11 protein-coding genes are annotated in these 16,695 nt (G+C 65.0%); 6 read left to right on the plus strand and 5 right to left on the minus strand.

Annotated features, from left to right (window positions below):
* Nucleotides 1–233: 233 nt before the first annotated feature.
* The 5 genes from PMI04_RS17700 to adh form a co-directional block, all read right to left on the minus strand.
* Nucleotides 234–2,483 carry a NahK/ErcS family hybrid sensor histidine kinase/response regulator gene (locus tag PMI04_RS17700; protein ID WP_007713608.1) on the minus strand — a complete coding sequence of 750 codons (2,250 nt, stop codon included), beginning with the start codon at nt 2,481–2,483 and terminating at the stop codon, nt 234–236.
* On the minus strand, nt 2,480–3,631 hold the full coding sequence (locus PMI04_RS17705; protein ID WP_007713611.1) for an FIST N-terminal domain-containing protein: 1,152 nt from the start codon (nt 3,629–3,631) through the stop codon (nt 2,480–2,482). The genes PMI04_RS17700 and PMI04_RS17705 overlap by 4 nt, the downstream gene beginning before the upstream one ends.
* 42 nt (nt 3,632–3,673) lie before the next feature.
* A complete protein-coding gene (locus tag PMI04_RS17710; RefSeq protein ID WP_007713613.1) occupies nt 3,674–4,975 on the minus strand; it encodes a DUF3422 domain-containing protein in 1,302 nt (433 codons plus the stop codon).
* On the minus strand, nt 4,965–5,357 hold the full coding sequence (locus tag PMI04_RS17715; RefSeq protein WP_007713618.1) for a DUF779 domain-containing protein: 393 nt from the start codon (nt 5,355–5,357) through the stop codon (nt 4,965–4,967). Before PMI04_RS17715 ends, PMI04_RS17710 begins: the two co-directional genes overlap by 11 nt.
* Nucleotides 5,358–5,480: 123 nt before the next feature.
* Nucleotides 5,481–7,001, minus strand: a complete 1,521-nt coding sequence (adh, locus tag PMI04_RS17720) for an aldehyde dehydrogenase (protein WP_037487115.1) — start codon at nt 6,999–7,001, stop codon at nt 5,481–5,483.
* A 231-nt stretch (nt 7,002–7,232) separates the two neighbouring features.
* On the opposite strand from adh, the gene PMI04_RS17725 reads away from it, so the two are divergent.
* The 6 genes from PMI04_RS17725 to PMI04_RS17750 all read left to right on the plus strand — a co-directional run bounded on the left by PMI04_RS17725 (nt 7,233) and on the right by PMI04_RS17750 (nt 16,311).
* On the plus strand, nt 7,233–7,409 hold the full coding sequence (locus PMI04_RS17725; protein WP_157178185.1) for a hypothetical protein: 177 nt from the start codon (nt 7,233–7,235) through the stop codon (nt 7,407–7,409).
* A gap of 147 nt (nt 7,410–7,556) precedes the next feature.
* Nucleotides 7,557–10,421, plus strand: coding sequence for a TonB-dependent receptor (locus tag PMI04_RS17730; protein WP_007713624.1), 2,865 nt, complete (start codon nt 7,557–7,559; stop codon nt 10,419–10,421).
* 7 nt (nt 10,422–10,428) lie between these two features.
* Nucleotides 10,429–11,805, plus strand: a complete 1,377-nt coding sequence (locus PMI04_RS17735) for an alpha/beta hydrolase (RefSeq protein ID WP_007713626.1) — start codon at nt 10,429–10,431, stop codon at nt 11,803–11,805.
* A gap of 17 nt (nt 11,806–11,822) precedes the next feature.
* A complete protein-coding gene (locus PMI04_RS17740; RefSeq protein ID WP_007713628.1) occupies nt 11,823–14,018 on the plus strand; it encodes a carboxylesterase family protein in 2,196 nt (731 codons plus the stop codon).
* Between the two features lies 1 nt (nt 14,019).
* A complete protein-coding gene (locus tag PMI04_RS17745; protein ID WP_283184813.1) occupies nt 14,020–14,592 on the plus strand; it encodes a heme-binding protein in 573 nt (190 codons plus the stop codon).
* Nucleotides 14,593–14,619: 27 nt separating this feature from the next.
* Nucleotides 14,620–16,311, plus strand: a complete 1,692-nt coding sequence (locus tag PMI04_RS17750; RefSeq protein ID WP_007715239.1) for a thiamine pyrophosphate-binding protein — start codon at nt 14,620–14,622, stop codon at nt 16,309–16,311.
* Nucleotides 16,312–16,695: the final 384 nt, after the last annotated feature.

A 16,695-nucleotide genomic window follows, 5' to 3' on the forward strand; every position in this document is an offset into this window, starting at 1 on the left:
TAACTTCGCATATTTCCCGCACATTTCGACATTTTCGTATAAATGTTGGAAATTATGTTTCGAGCCCTGGGCACCGCACTGACACTGCTGCAAACCCTGATTTCTGCTATCATGAAATCGGATTGTAGGACAGAAAGCGCGGCCTGGCTGTGCGGGCCGCTGCCCGCGCCTTTCCCGGCATCATCCGTCAACCCCGAGCCGACGCTGGCAAGCTGGAATTCGGCGCTGGCTCTTCAGGCCAGCATGGTCCGCAGCAGCGCGCGCAGTTGGGCGGGCTTTACCGGCTTGTTGAGCAGGGGGATATTGGCGGCGGCGAGCTGGATCTTGAGCGGTTCGCCGCGATCGGCCGAGATCATGACGGCGGGTATGCGGACGCCGAAATGATCGTGCAGGCGGGTGATGACCGTATCGCCGGTTTCCCCGTCCTTGAGATGATAGTCGACCAAGATGATGTCGGGCCGGCGGTCATCGGCGAACAGGGCAGCGGCCTGGTCATAGCCGTCGGCGGTGACGACGCTGCACCCCCAACCGGTGAGCAGGGTGCGCATGCCGGACTGGATCTGCTTTTCATTGTCGACCACCAGCACCGACAGGTCGCGCATCGACCGGTCGCGGGTCGGCTGGCCGGTATCGCCATCCTCCTCGCGCTGAGGCTGGCCGAGCGGCAGGGCGATCGAGAAGGTCGCCCCCTGCCCCGGCTGCGAACGCAGGGTGATGGGGTGGCCGAGCATGTCGCTGGCGCGCTTGACGATGGCGAGGCCCAGCCCCTTGCCCTGGCTGCGGGTGTCGAGCCGGCGAAATTCCTCGAAGATCAACGCCTGCTGCTCGGGCGCGATACCAGGGCCACTGTCGGTCACGCTGATCTCCACCCGGTCGTCATGCTGGATGCAGGCGACCGAAACCGTCCCGCGCGGCGTGTAGCGGATGGCGTTGGAGATGAAATTCTGGAGAATGCGGCGCAGCAGGCGCAGGTCGGTCTCGACCCAAAGCGGTTGCGCCTCGATCCGGAAGGCAAGCCCGGCCGATCGGGCCATGGGGGCGAATTCGACATTGAGGGTCTGGAGCAACCGGTCGATGCGGAACGGGCCGATTTCCGGCTGGATGGCGCCGGCATCCAGGCGCGAAATTTCCAGCAGCGCCTCCAGCAGATCCTCGACCGAGTCGAGCGCGGTCGAGGTCTGGTTGACCAGCGCGCGGGTCGGCAGCGCCAGCCGCCGATCGCCCAGCGCCGCGACGAACAGGCGCGCGGCATTGAGCGGCTGGAGCAGGTCATGGCTGGCGGCGGCAAGGAAGCGGGTCTTGGACAGGTTCGCCTTTTCCGCGATGATCTTGGCATCGATCAGCGCCGCCTCGATCGCGCGACGCTCGGCCACTTCGCCTTCCAGCTTGCGGTTGAGGTCGACCAGTTCGCCGGTGCGTTCCGACACGCGCCGTTCCAGCGTTTCGGCGGTTTCCTGAAGGCTGGCCTGGGCGCGCAGCATGTCGGTGACGTCGGTGAAGCCGAACACCTGACCGCCATCGGCCATGGCGTTGCTGCGCAATTCAAAATGCCGGTCCCCGGCGGTGCAGAGGCAGACCATCGCCTGCTGGTCCGCGCCGCCACCGCGCCAGTCGAGACAGCCCTGATCGTCCATCGCCAGCGTCTCACGGCACCAGCGTTGCAAGTCGGCATGGCTACCCAATGCGCCGGCAAAATTTTCCGGCAGGGCCAGCAACCGGCGCAGGGCATCGTTCCAGGCGGCCAGTTGCCCGCTGCCGTCGAACACGCAGACCCCTTCCGACAGATTGTCTAGCGTCGATTGCAGCACGACATTGCGTTCGGCCAGTTCGCGGGCGCGAGCGCGGGCATCCTCCGCCTTCGCCTCGGTAATGTCGGTATAGATGCCGACGATGCCGCCCTCGCTGGTGCGCAGCTCGTTGATCTGGATCCAACGGCCATCGGCCAGCCGCTGGACCTGGCCGCCATCGGCGATGCCATGCTTGGCCAGACGATCGGACACCCAGCGATCGGGCGCGACCTGTGCCCCGGCCGGCCCTTGGCTATGCGCGGCTATGCGGGCGATGTCCTGGAACGTCAGCGGCTCGTCCAGATGCTCGGCCACCTGCGGCCAGAAGCCGAGATAGGCTTCATTATAGAGGATCAGCCGATCTTCGGCATCGAACAGCACAAAGCCCTCGTTGATCGACTCGATCGCGTCGCGCAGGCGCATCCGCGCGGCGTCGGCCCGGGCATGGGCGTCGCCCAGATCGGCATTGGCCTTGGCGAGGCGGCCCAGCGCATCCTCCAGTTGCAGCGTCCGGTCGCGCACCTTGGACTCAAGCGAAATGGCGGTTTCAAACATGGAAAAGGCATTGGCCGACATATCGGTCGAGCGTTCGACCCGATCCATCAGCGCACCGTTGATCTTGCGCAGCTTGCGCACCTCCTCGCGCAGCGCATCCAGTTCCGCGTCAGGTTCAAGGGAGGCGCGCAGGTCGCTCATGTGCCGATCGCGAGGCCGCTGAAGGTCTGGTTGACGTGCAGGGCATGATATTGCTCGCCATAGGTGTTGAAGCCGATGACGCGGTTGCGGGCATAGAGGGCCGACACATCGCGCGCGATTTGCCGCTGTTCCGCGTCGATGCGGTTCAGAACGCAATCGAAGGCGATGATCCGATCAATCTCTCCCACACGGGCATGCAGATCGGCAAAAAGCTGCTGCATGCCGGCGATCCGATCCACTGGCTCGCCGATATTGAGGACAATCCCTTCGTCGATCGCGCAATAGAAGGTCAGGCTGCCATCCGGGTTGGCGCTCTGGATCGAGCGGACATGATATTCGCCGCCAGCCCGGACCATCGGCGGATGCGCCGCGAAAAATTCCATTCCCAGTTCCTCGCCGGCATGCCCGGCCAGGCGCAGATATTCGGCGGCGGCCGGCTCGGCATTGATTTCGGTCACGATGCGTTCGTGCGGGATCGCGCCGGTAATCACCATCTTGGCCGCGCCGGGTTGATAATGCTGCGCCTTGAAGACGTGCATCGGCCGGGTCGAGGAGAGGATCGCCACCACGGCGGCGCGGGCATGGAAACGGCCGCCGTCGAAAATCGCGGTCTGACGAAAGGCGAGATCGTCACCCGACGATCCGCCGATCAGCGGAATGTCGCCCAGCGCATCCTGGATGGTCATGGTCAGCAGTTCCTCTCGATGCGAAAGGCCATCGACCAGGAAGAGCGCGACATGATTGACAACACCGCCAAGCCCGCGGCTGTCGCGATCCGCCCGCGCGGCAAGGGCGCGCACCATTTCCCGCGCGGCAACGGGATCGAAATTGTCGATGTCATCAAAACAGTGCGAGGTCATGCAGAAATCACCGGCGGGAAAGCCGATCATGGTCAGGCTGTCATGGTCATAGCCCGCATCCGTCAATTCACCCGAGCTGGTGCAGCCGATCACGATGGCGCCCTCGCTATGGCGATTGATCGCTCGGGCCAGTTTTTCCCGATCATAATGATGGGCACAAAAGACCACGGCACCGGCCAGCGGTTCGTCTCCCAGCCGGTCCGCCAGTTCGGCCATCGCCTCGAATGGATCAGCCGCGTGAGAGGATGCAAATCCTATCCCGGCCTTTACCCCTGCGCCTGTCGCCATAGTCTCTCCCCATCGCCCATTTTCTTATGCTTTAGGGCAATATCATGTAGCGGCTTCCTCCGGCCTGTCACGCGAAACAAGCCGGCTTTTAGCGCCGTGGATCAGGCGGAAAACCAGCAATGCGACGAATGGCATGGCAAGGCCCAGCAGCAGCGTCGCGGATAGGCGCGGCCACTGCTTTTCCACCGCTTTCAGTGGATAGGACAAAAGGCCCAGCGCATAATAGCTGACTGCAACGGTCGAGAGCCCTTCGACCAGTTGCTGGAGCTGAAGCTGCATTCGCACGCTGCGGTTCATCGAGGCGAGCAGGCGGCCATTCTGGTTCTCGATATGGGTCTCGATCCGGGTGCGCAGCAGCGCGGTGAACTGTGCCGCACGACCGTTGAGCAACGCGAGCCTATCGGTCAGCGCCGCGCAGGTGCGCACCGCCGGCCACAGCCGCCGTTCCGTGAAGTCGGCGAGCGAACGATGCCCGGCGATCGGCACGACATCCAGTTCAGCGAGGCGGCTGGCGACGATCCGGCCATAGGCGGCGGTCGCGCTCATCCGGTAAGCACAGCCGCTGTCGATCGACAGGAGGTCGGCCGATAAATGGGTCAACCGGTCGAGCAGCGCATCGTCGCACACATCCCCCGCTGCCAGCGTCCGGCCGACCGCTTCCAGCGCCAGTTCCAGCCGATCGAGATCGGCCCAGGCGGCGCGCGCGGGCGGCAGGCCCAGCAGTGCCAGATTGCGATAATTGCCCAGTTCCTGCAGCCGCTGGACGCAGCGGGCGAGGTCGCCGGGCAGCAGGCCGTTGGCGGCCACCACCATCCGGCCATAGCCATCGTCATGGATGCGGAAATCGGTCCAGATGCGCGCGCCGCCCCCGACATGGCAGGTGACGAGCTGGCCGGCAGGAAAACCGGCACTGGCCACCAGCGCTACGGCGGCGCCCTCATCCGCGACGATCGCCAGCCGCACGGCGCGGATCACCGCGCCCGGCAGATATTCGGCCCAGGCGATCGCCGCACGGGCGTCCGCCGCGTCGGGGAAGTCCCACCCGACCGGGTCGCTACCGCCACGCACCAGGGTGACCGTGCTGGCTTCGCTATGCTGTTCCCAGTGGAGATGGATATCGGCGCCCAGCCGGGTTTCGCGATGGCGACTATCATGGCCGGAGCGCAGATCGCCGGGCATGGCGGGTAAGGCCGCCGCCTCTACCACGCGCGCGTCCGCATCGAGCAGGCGGACAAGCTGGATCATCCGCGCCGGGACCGTCAGCGCAGGCTCGCGGCGCAACTGCATCTCGCCCACCACCTGCGGGCGCAGCGGATGTTCGGTGAAGCGTCGCTCAGCCGCCACGCGCCGGCTCTCCAGCGGCTTCCAGCAGATCGGCCTCCGCATCCGTGAAGACGCGCGAGCGGACGATGAAGCGCTGCCCCTGCGGGCTTTCGAGCGACATGCCGGCGCCCCGCCCCGGCACGACATCGATCGTCACCTGGGTATGGCGCCAATATTCGAACTGGGCTGCGCCGATCCACACCGGCACATCGCCCGCGACATGGCCCAGCAGCACGTCCTGCGGTCCGACCCGAAACTCGCCGCGCGGGAAACACATCGGCGCCGAACCGTCGCAGCAGCCGCCCGACTGGTGGAACATCAGCGGACCATGCTGGCCGGTCAGGCACGCGATCAGCATCTCGGCGGCCGGAGTGGCCAGGATGCGGGCGGGAAGATCAATCATGCTCTCCTCCTCAACGATCGAGGGCTGGCGAAACCAAAGCTGGCGGGCATCCGGGGGAGGATGCCCGCCAAAGGTGCGGAGCGCCAAGAAAGGAGAGAGAAGGGGCGCTCCGCTGTGGAACCGTCAGAAGAAGCCCAGCGCCTTGGGGCTGTAGCTGACCAGCAGATTCTTGGTCTGCTGATAATGGTCCAGCATCATCTTGTGGTTTTCGCGACCGATGCCCGACTGCTTGTAGCCGCCAAAGGCCGCATGGGCCGGATAGGCATGGTAGCAGTTGGTCCAGACGCGGCCGGCCTGAATGCCGCGACCCATGCGATAGGCGCGGCTGCCGTCCCGGGTCCAAACGCCCGCACCCAGGCCGTAGAGCGTGTCATTGGCGATAGCGAGCGCCTCCGCTTCGTCCTTGAAGGTGGTGACGGCCAGCACCGGGCCGAAAATCTCCTCCTGGAAGATCCGCATCTTGTTATGGCCCTTCAGCACGGTGGGCGTCACATAGAAGCCTTCAGCCAGTTCGCCCTCATGCACCGCACGCTCGCCGCCGGTCAGCACTTCCGCGCCCTCTTCCTTGCCGATCGCGATGTAGGAGAGGATTTTTTCAAGCTGGTCGTTCGACGCCTGGGCGCCGATCATCGTCGCGGGATCAAGCGGGCTGCCCTGCTTGATCGCCTTCACCCGGGCGATCGCCCGTTCGATGAACTTCTCGTAGATCGATTCCTGGATCAGCGCGCGGCTGGGGCAGGTGCAGACCTCGCCCTGGTTGAGCGCGAACATGGCGAAGCCTTCCAGGCATTTGTCGAAATAATCGTCGTCGGCATCCATCACATCCTCGAAGAAGATGTTGGGCGACTTGCCACCCAGCTCCAGCGTGACCGGGATCAGGTTTTCCGACGCATATTGCATGATCAGGCGGCCGGTCGTGGTCTCGCCGGTGAAGGCGATCTTGCTGATGCGCTTGTTCGACGCGAGCGGCTTGCCCGCCTCCACGCCGAAGCCATTGACGACGTTCAGCACGCCGGCGGGCAGCAGGTCGCCGATCACTTCGAGCAGCACCAGGATCGACATCGGCGTCTGTTCGGCGGGCTTGAGCACGATGCAGTTACCCGCCGCCAGGGCAGGCGCCAGCTTCCACACCGCCATCAGGATCGGGAAATTCCAGGGGATGATCTGGCCCACCACGCCCAGCGGCTCGTGGAAATGATAGGCGATGGTGTCATGGTCGATCTCGCTGATCGACCCTTCCTGCGCGCGGGCACAGCCGGCGAAATAGCGGAAATGATCGATCGCGAGCGGGATGTCGGCATGGGTGGTCTCGCGGATCGGCTTGCCGTTGTCGATCGTCTCGGCGAGCGCGATCAGGTCAAGATTGGCCTCCATCCGGTCGGCCATCTTGAGCAGGATGTTGGACCGATCGGTCGACGACATCCTGCCCCAGGCATCCTTCGCGGCATGGGCGGCGTCGAGCGCGACCTCGATATCCTCCGCCGTGCCGCGCGCCACCTGGCACACGACCTGGCCGGTGACGGGCGAGATATTGTCGAAATATTGGCCCTTGGCCGGTGCCGTCCACTGCCCGCCGATATAATTGTCGTAGCGGTCGCGGATCAGGGTCTGGCCGGCGAATTTCTCCAGCGCCTGTTGCAGCATCATCTTGTCTCCTGGGTCGATTATGGCATCTCAAACTCGGGAGACAGGATGGCAAACTAGGGGAACCGTGCAATTGGACCTTAGGACAGCTTGCATCCCGTGAAGGCCTGCCATGGCGTGCTGGCAAGCGGGCGGGGTCAAGGCCCGGAAATTCAGCCTGGCGCGGCGATCCAACAAGAAAGCGCGCCAAGCCCCTGCTTGCACCGCGCCGTCCGCATGATATCGTCGGGCATGGACACCGATCCCAACTTTGAGCGCGAACTGGCCGAGATCGCCCATCCGCAACCGACTGAGATAGAGGCGGAACGACGCCTCGATGCCGCCGAGCGCGGAAGCCAAATCTGGTTCCTTTTTGCTGGCTTTGTCTGCCTGTTCGGCTTTGCGATTTTTCTGCTGGTCACCAGCTGACCAGGCCAGGCGACGGCAGAACTTATTCCGGCGGTACGGAAACATATACCCTCCCCTCCCCCGAATTATGGAATGACGATGACAACGCTATCCCATGGCGACGGCCCTTGGCCGACACCATAAGGGCGGCAATAGGGGAGGTTATTCGTGAACACAGATTTCCATATTTTCCGCTTGCTCGCGGGCGTCAGCATGGTGAGCATTGCCGGCATGGCCATGGCACAGGACGCGATCCCGGCCGGTCCATCCGCCGCCAGCCAGGCCGAAGCCACCGCCGCCCAGCCTAGCGCCGCCGACATCGTCGTGACCGGCTCGCGCATCATCCGCAATGGATCGGCGAGCCCGACCCCGCTGACAACGGTTTCGACCGACACTCTGGCAGCGGCAGCCCCGGCCGGCACCATTTCCGACGCGCTCAACAACCTCCCTGTCTTCTCGGGATCGCGCAACCAGTTCAGCAATCCCGGCTCCAACGCCACCGGCGTGCAGGGCGGCAATGGCGCCGCCAATGTGCTGAACCTGCGCAACCTGGGCTCCTATCGCACGCTGGTGCTGTTCGACGGCCACCGCATTCCGCCGACGCTCTACAACTCCACGGTCGATGTCGACCTGATCCCGCAGGAGCTGATCAGCCGGGTCGACGTGGTCACCGGCGGCGTGTCCGCCGTCTATGGTTCGGACGCGGTGTCGGGCGTGGTCAATTATGTCCTCAACCGCAATTTCGACGGATTTCGCGCCCATGCCGAAGCCGGTATCTCGCAACGGGGCGACGCCGCGACCCGCGACATCGGTGGCGCCTTCGGCTTCAAGGTCGGCGAGCGCGGCCATTTCGAGGCGAGCGTCCAGCATCGCGAATATGACGGCATCCTCAACCGCGCCTATGACCGCAGCTGGGACAATCTGGCCGCGATGCAGGGCGCCGGGACCGACGCCAATCCCTATTATCTGGCGACCGACGTGCGCCTGGCCACCTACACCTTTGGCGGCTACATCACCAATGGCGCCCAGCGCGGCAAAAGGTTCGATGACAATGGCAACATCGTGCCCTTCGTCGCGGGCACGGCGTCGGGTTCCTCCTGCTGCCAGATCGGCGGCGACGGCGCCTATCAGAACAGCTCCATGTCCTCGCCTTCGCGCGGCACCCAGGCCTTTGCCCGGTTCGACTATGAGCTGACCGACGACATCCATGTCTATGCCCAGGGCGCGGCCAACATCAAGAAGAACACTAGCTATACCGGCTGGAACCAGCTGACCGGCCTGACCATCAGCAGCAGCAACGCCTTCCTGTCGCCGGCCGCGCAGGCCGCCCTGGCCGGTGCCGGCACCTTCACCATGAACGAGATATTGAGCGGCGCGCCCCGCATCGAGGCATCGTCCAAGACCAATCAATATTATGGCAATGTCGGCATCGAAGGGTCGCTGGCGGACTTCAAGTGGAACGCCACCTACACCCATGGCTATTCGCGGCTGCAGACCACGGTCGACAATATGCCCAACAACCAGAAGCTGGCGGCCGCGCTGGACGCGGTGGTCAGCCCGACGACCGGCCAGATCGTCTGTCAGGCGTCGCTGACCAATCCGTCCGCCTATGGCGATTGCGTGCCGCTCAATCTGTTCGGCGCGAACTCCGCCAGTTCGGCGGCACTCGACTATGTGCTGGGCAAGGCGGTCTTCATCACCCACACGATCCAGGATTCCGCCGACGTGTCGATCAGCGGTCCGGTGTTCGACACCTGGGCCGGTCCGGTGAATGTCGCGCTGTCGGGCGAATGGCGCAAGCAGCGCTTCAATGCGGCGAGCAGCGTGCTGCCGACCGACCTCGCCGACTGCACCGGCCTGCGTTACAATTGCACCAGCGCCACCGTGCTCTATCCGACCACCTTCCCCAACAGCGACACCGTGTCGCAGAGCGTGAAGGAAGCCGCGATCGAGGTCGAGGTGCCGTTGCTGAAGGACGTCGCCTTCGCCAAGTCGCTGACGCTGAACGGCGCGGCCCGCTATACCGACTATAGCACCAGCGGCCATTACACGACCTGGAAGGTCGGCGGCGTCTGGGAAGTGAACGACCAGATCAAGTTGCGCGGCACGGCGTCGCGCGATATCCGGGCACCCACTCTCTATGATCTCTACCAGCCGGTCACGACGGTCTATGGCAATTATACCGACACGACCAAGACGCCGAACGTCACCGCCTATCTGCCCTCGATCAACATGGGCAATCCGAACCTTACCGCAGAAGTGGGCAAGACCTATACCGCCGGCATCGTGCTGAAGCCCGACTTCGTGCCGGGGCTGACGCTGACGGCCGACTATTATCATACCGTCGTCAGCAACGCGATTTCGGTGATCCAGGGCTTCAACGCCGCCGTGCAGAAGGGCTGCGTCGACAGTGGCGGATCGTCGATCTACTGCTCGCTGATCCAGCGCGATGCCGCCGGCAATGCGACGGCCTATTATATCCAACCCTATAATATCGCGAAGGTGAAGACCTGGGGCATCGATGGCGAGGCCGACTATGCCACCCATATCGGCGATCATCCGCTCAACCTGCGCCTGATGGTCAATTATCAGCCGCATATCTATTATGAGCAGCCCGGTATTCCGACCATCGACCAGGGCGGCGCCGGCTGGGGCCTCAACGGCCTGATGCCCAGCCCCAGCGTGACGCTGGCCGGCTTCATCAACTTCAAGCCGAGCGACACCGTGTCGATCGACCTGTTCGAGCGTTATCGCAACAAGTTCCGCCGCAGCGGCGTCGCGTCCCATGTCTTCGCCGACGGCCAGGAATATGTGAAGGATTTCGCGACCACCAACTTGACGCTGACGCTCAATACCGGGGCGGGCTGGAAGATGGCGGACAGCGCGCTCTATTTCAGCGTGACCAACCTGTTCGACGCCAAGCCACCGCTCAGCGGCTATTATAGCGGCACGACATCGGCCGGCGCATCCTATGAATTTTCCGATGACCCGACCGGCCGTGCCTTCATGATCGGCTTCCGCATCAAGGGCTGATCGGGCGATGCTCTCCTCCCTGAAGCGCTTTTCCGTCATCGCAGCGCCCGCGCTGGCTCTTATCGGGAGCCAGCCGGGGTCGGCGCAGGAAAGCGCAGCGATCCGCACCGGCTTCGTCCATATCGCGGCCGGTGTGCCGGGGGCCTATTACGAACCCGCCACCCCCGGCCCCAAGGCCGGGACCGCGGTGCTTATCATGCACTCATCGGCCGATTATCTCAGCTTTTCGGGCTGCAGCGAATTGTCGAAACGCGGCTATCGCGTGCTGTGCGCCAACAACAGCACGAGCAAGTCGGGCGTGTCGAATGACGGTGCGCTCGACCAGGTGCTGCTGGAGATCAAGGCGGCGGTCACCTGGCTGCGCCAGCAACCCGGCATCCACCATGTGGTGCTGCTTGGCCATAGCGGCGGCGGCACGATCATGAGTGCCTATCAATATATCGCGGAAAGCGGGGTCAAGGCCTGCCAGGCACCCGAGAAAATCTGGAAATGCCCCGATACGCTGGCCGGGCTGCCGGCGGCGGATGGCCTGATGCTGGTCGATTCCAACTGGGGCCTGGCCGCGATGACGCTGTTCAGCATCGATCCCGCGGTGAAGGACGAGTCTGGTGGCATGGCGCTCGACCCGTCACTCGACATGTATAATCCGGCCAATGGGTTTCGACCGGCAGGCTCGACCTATACTGCGGCGTTCACCCGCACCTTCCTGCAGGCCGAGGGGCATCGGAACAATGCGGTGATCGCCAGGGCGCTGACGGCGCAGGCGGCTATCGAGGCGGGTCAAGGCCCCTACGCCGACGACGCCAGTTTCGTCGTACCCGGTGCGATCCTGCTCGGCAGCAACAACAAGCTCTTCTCGCAGGATGTCAGCCTGATGGCACATACACGGCAGGCCTGGCCGCTGGTGCATGCCGACGGCAGCATCACCAACCAGATCGTCCACACCGTTCGCGTGCCGGAAAATCAGCGCAACCAGTCGCCCTCCTTCCTGCGCGGCGCGCTCAAGACCAGCGTGCGCAATTTCCTCAACAGCTATGCGATCCGCACGACGCCCGACTTTGGCTATGGTGCCGACGGCGTACAGGGCATCGAATGGACATCCAGCTATGCCAGCCCGCCCGGCAATGTGCAGGGCGTGTCGAGACCGCTGCTGGTGCTGGGCATGACCGGCCATTGGGAATTTCTCGCCGGCGAGACCATCTATAATCTGGCCAAGAGCAGGGACAAGTCGCTCGCCTTCATCGAGGGGGCGACCCATCTTTATACGACCTGCACCAAATGCGAGCCTCGCCCCGGTGCGTTCGGCGATACGCTCAAGACCACCTATGACACCATCGATGGCTGGCTTGCCCGGTCGGACCGGTTCGCTACCAAAGCGCCGTGAGAGGAAGATACATTATCATGAAACCGGGACGCCCGATCGCCGCCCTGACCAGCCTTGCGGCGGTCACCTTTGCCCTCGCCGCCATGGCCCAGCCGATGCCGACGAGCATTGGCCATGACCGCCAGGTCCTGATCGCCGCGCTCGGGCCGACCCAGGCACGGCTGCAGGTCACGAGTCCCTCCTTCATCGACGGCGGCGAGATTCCGATCGCCAATACCCAATATGGGGAAAACCGCTTCCCGGGTGTCGAATGGAGTGCCGGCCCCAGGGGTACCCGCGCCTATGTCGTCGTGATGCAGGGTGAACTGAACAGCGCGGACCCGACGGCAGGCACCAGCATCCAGCTGACGCTCTACAACCTGTCGGCCCAGACGTTGCGCCTGCCGGCCGGCATGACTGTGCCGCCTGCCGGCAGCCACTATGGCCCCAATGTCCATGGAGAAGCCGCGCCCTATGCCGGCCCCCATGCCCATGATGCCAATCGCCATGCCTATCACATCCAGATATTCGCGCTGGACCGACCGTTGGCATTCGCGGCCGCGCCCGACATGGAAGCGCTGAAACAGGCGATGCGCGGCCATGTCCTGGCTGCCGGCGAACTGGTCGGCCATACCGCCAAGCCGGCAACGACGCCCGGGCCGGTCAGGATCGAGACGGGCTTGGTGACCGGCGTTGCTGGCCGGGACGCATCGATCGCCGTGTTCAAAGGCATTCCCTATGCCGCGCCGCCGACCGGTGACCTGCGCTGGCGCCCGCCCGCCGCGCCGATCCCCTGGAATGGGGTGCGCGATGCCAATAAATTCGGTCCCGCCTGCCCCCAACCGGGGGGCGAGATGGCGCGCGGCCTGCCCCAGAGCGAGGATTGCCTGTCGCTCAACATCTGGACCGGCGCATCCCTTGGCGGCAACGAGAAGCGGCCCGTCTATGTCTGGATCTATGGCGGCGGCTTCATCGGCGGCACCGGGGCCAGCCCAGAATTTGACGGCGAAGCCCTGGCTCGCCAGGGCGTGGTGGTCGTCACATTCAACTATCGCGTAGGTGTGCTGGGCTTTCTGGCGACCCCAGAACTCACCCGCGAATCCGGCCACGCCGCATCGGGCAATTATGGCCTTCTCGACGACATAGCCGCGCTGCAATGGGTCCAGCGCAACATTGCCGCCTTTGGCGGCGATCCGGCGAAGGTCACGATCGGTGGGCAATCGGCCGGCGCCGGATCGGTCGGCTTCCTGTCGATGTCGCCGCTGGCCAAAGGCCTGTTCCGCGCTGGCATCGCCCAGAGCCACGCCCGCTATCCACGCGACACGGAATTGCGCTATCTGTCGGTATCCTGGCGGCCGCTCAAAAATGCCGAACAGGCCGGGACGGACTATGCGATGGCCCATGGCGCGCGCACGCTCGCCCAATTGCGCGCCATGCCCTGGGAAAAGCTGATCGAAGGCAGCAACGGCGTCGATACTGCGGTCGAAACCGGCAGCAGCGGCAAACCGCCGCTGTTCCGCCCCGTGGTCGATGGCTGGGTCATCCCCGACACTTATGCCAACACCTATGCCAAGCGGACGCAGAACAAGGTGACCTTCGTTGCCGGCAATAACCGGGACGAAACCGGCGCCGTTCCCGAAACCGCGTTCGACGCGCTGCGTGCCCGCACGACACCGCCGCGCGCAGGCATGCCGCAGACCAGCGTGACCCTGGCGGATTATGTCGCGGCGGCAAAGCGCCGCTTTGGTCCTCTCGCGGCCGACTATCTGAAACTGTACCCCGCCCGCAACGACCAGGAAGCGGCGTTGCAGAACAATGCCGCAGCCCGCGACAATTCGCGGGTTTCGACCTGGCTGTGGGGCACATTGTGGACGCAGGGCGACGACAAGCCGGTCTATAGCTATTTCTGGACCCATGCCCCGCCCGGCCCCGACCATGACATGCGTGGTGCCTTCCACGGGTCGGAAATTCCCTATGCGTTCAACAGCCTGGATGCCGTGGATCGGCCCTGGACCGAAGCGGATCGCAAGATCGCGACGATCATGTCGGGCTATTGGGCGAACATCATCAAGCATGGCGACCCCAATGGCGCAAACTTGCCGGAATGGCCCCGGTACGACCCTGCCCTTCCGCGCGTGATGGAACTGGGCGATGATTTCGGTCCGATCCCGGTGGCAGATCCCGCCAAGATCAACTTCTGGAAGCGCTTCTATGCGACGCAGGAGGCATGGTAACATGGCGGCGCGCGCCAAGATCATGAGCGGAGCGCTGCTGCTGTCCTTCGCATCGACGGCCAGCGTGGCGCAGGACCAGACGGCACCGGCGTCAACTGCCGTGCCTTCGCTCGCAGCGACGATCGCAGCCATGCCGAAGAACCTGCCACGGGCGAAAGGGCCGTCGCTGGCGGCGGCCATCGCAGCGGCACAGGCCGCCCAGCAGGCCTGTGCCGCACGTCATGTCCCGGTCAGCGTGCTGATCGCCGACATGGTGGGGGCACCGGTGGTGTTGCTGTCGGGCGATGGTGCCGGCGTTCGTTCGCAACTGATCGCCCGCACCAAGGCCCGGATCGTTGCTCGCTATGGCGTGGCATCGGGCGATGTCGAAATCCGGGCGCAATCCGATCCGGTACTGGTCGCAGAGGCGGCCGCCGATCCCGACATCGGCGTGCTGCGCGGCGGCGGCTTTCCGGTCATGCGCAATGGCGAGCGGATCGCCATCGTCGCGGTATCGGGCGGATCGCTCGGCGGGGCCAAGGGCCTTGACGAAGACTGTGCGCAGGTGGCCGTCCATCGGCTGGAAGCGCCATGACACCCGCCGTTTGAGAAGGATGACCGCGTGACAGAGGTGACCGGCGCCGAAGCCGCCGTGCGGATGCTGCAGTTGCACGATGTGCGCCACATATTCGGCCTGTGCGGTGACACCAGCCTGCCCTTCTACGACGCGCTCGCCCGGCTGGACCATGGCATGACCCATGTGCTGACCCGCGACGAGCGCAGCGCCGCCTATATGGCCGACGCCTATGCGCGGGTGACGGGGCGCGTGGGCGTGTGCGAGGGGCCGAGCGGCGGCGGCGCCACTTACATATTGCCCGGCGTGGTCGAGGCGAACGAGTCCTCGGTCGCCCTGCTCTCCATCACCTCCGACGTGCCGGTGACGGCGCGTGGCCGATATCCGCTGACCGCGCTGGATCAGAAGGCGTTGTTCGCGCCGCTTACCAAATGGAATGCGGTGGCGGACCATGTGTCGCAGATCCCGATGCTGCTGCGCACCGCATTCCGCGCGGCGACCACCGGGCGGCCCGGCGCCACCCATATCGGCCTGCCCTATGACCTGCAGAAGCAGAGCCTGGACGCCGCCGACCTGTGGGCGAACGGCGCCCATGGCCATTTTCCCGCCTTTCGCACCGGTCCCGATCCCGATGCGGTGGAGGCCTGTGCCGAAGCGATCCTGGCGGCCCGGCGCCCTGCCTTCATCTGCGGCGGCGGGGTCGTCATCTCGGGTGCCTGTGCCGAACTGGCGGCGCTCGCGCTGCTGCTCGACGCGCCGGTCGCCTCGACCGTCAGCGGCCATGGCGTGATCGCCGACGATCATCCGCTGGCGGTGGGCGTGGTCGGCGCCAATGGCGGCACCGACGCCACGCGCGATGTGATCGCGGCGGCCGACCTGGTCATCTTCCTCGGCTGTCGGGCCGGGTCGACCACCACCGAACATGGCACCACCCCGGCGCGCGGCGTGCCGATCGTCCATATCGACATCGACCCGATGGTGGTCGGCGCCAATTATCCGATCGTCGCCGGCATGGTCGGCGATGCGCGGCTGTGCCTCGTCGCGCTTCACCGCGCGATCGCCGCGCGGCTGGAGGGCCGCGCCCGCAGCAGCGACATGGCCGCGCGTCTGGCCGCCATGCGTACGGCGAAGCGCGCTGGCTTCGAGACGCTGGCCGCCTCGACCGATCGGCCGATCCGCCCCGAACGGGTGCTGGCCGCGATCCAGAAGGCGCTGCCGCGCGAGGGCATCGTCGTCGCCGATCCGGGCACGCCCTGTCCCTATTTTTCCGGCTATTTCGATTTCAACAGCAGCGGCCGCCGCTTCATCACCAACCGGGCGCATGGCGCGCTAGGCTTTTCGTTGCCGGCCGCGATCGGCGCTGCTCATGGCGCGCCCGATGCCAAGGTGGTGGCGGTGATGGGCGACGGCAGCTTCGGCTTTGCCGTGGGCGAGCTGGAGACGGTGAAGCGGCTCAACCTGCCGATCACCTTCGTCGTCTTCTCCAACGCCGCCTATGGCTGGATCAAGGCGAGCCAGAAGAGCGGCTATGACGCGCGCTATTTCTCGGTCGACTTCACCCGATCCGACCATGCCCGCATCGCCGAGGCCTTCGGCCTCAAGAGCTGGACCGTCCATGACCCGGCCGATCTGGACGCGGTGATGGCCGCCGCCATCGCCCATGACGGCCCCAGCCTGGTCGACGTGATCGCCCAGCCGCTGGAAGAATCGGCCGTGCCGGTGAGCCGCTGGATGGGGTGAGACGGCGGGTGCACACCCGGCCCTTTGGCGGGTATCGGCGACGCGACAGTGGGATTTCCCACCGAAGTTCACAGTGTCGTGGGGCGATTGCCCCGCCTTTGCGCCTGCCACGCGCCGATGACGCCCCTGTCCCGCACCTGTGCCGCGTCTCGACGGGGGAAGTCGGCGCGCCTGATCCGCGTTCGCGACGCACCGGCGACGCGACATCGAAGCGACAGGGACGCGCCTGGTATGCGCCAGTGGCTGGGGAGGAAACGGCGGGAAATTCATTCCTGGGGTGGATCAGGAAACGGCCGAGTAGGAAAGCGGGATGCCGGGTCAAGCCCGGCATGACGAATGCCTATAAGGGCGACTATCGACCATCTCCCGTCATTGCGAGCGTAG

It is taken from the genome of Sphingobium sp. AP49 (assembly GCF_000281715.2).
In the GTDB taxonomy this organism is placed as follows: domain Bacteria; phylum Pseudomonadota; class Alphaproteobacteria; order Sphingomonadales; family Sphingomonadaceae; genus Sphingobium.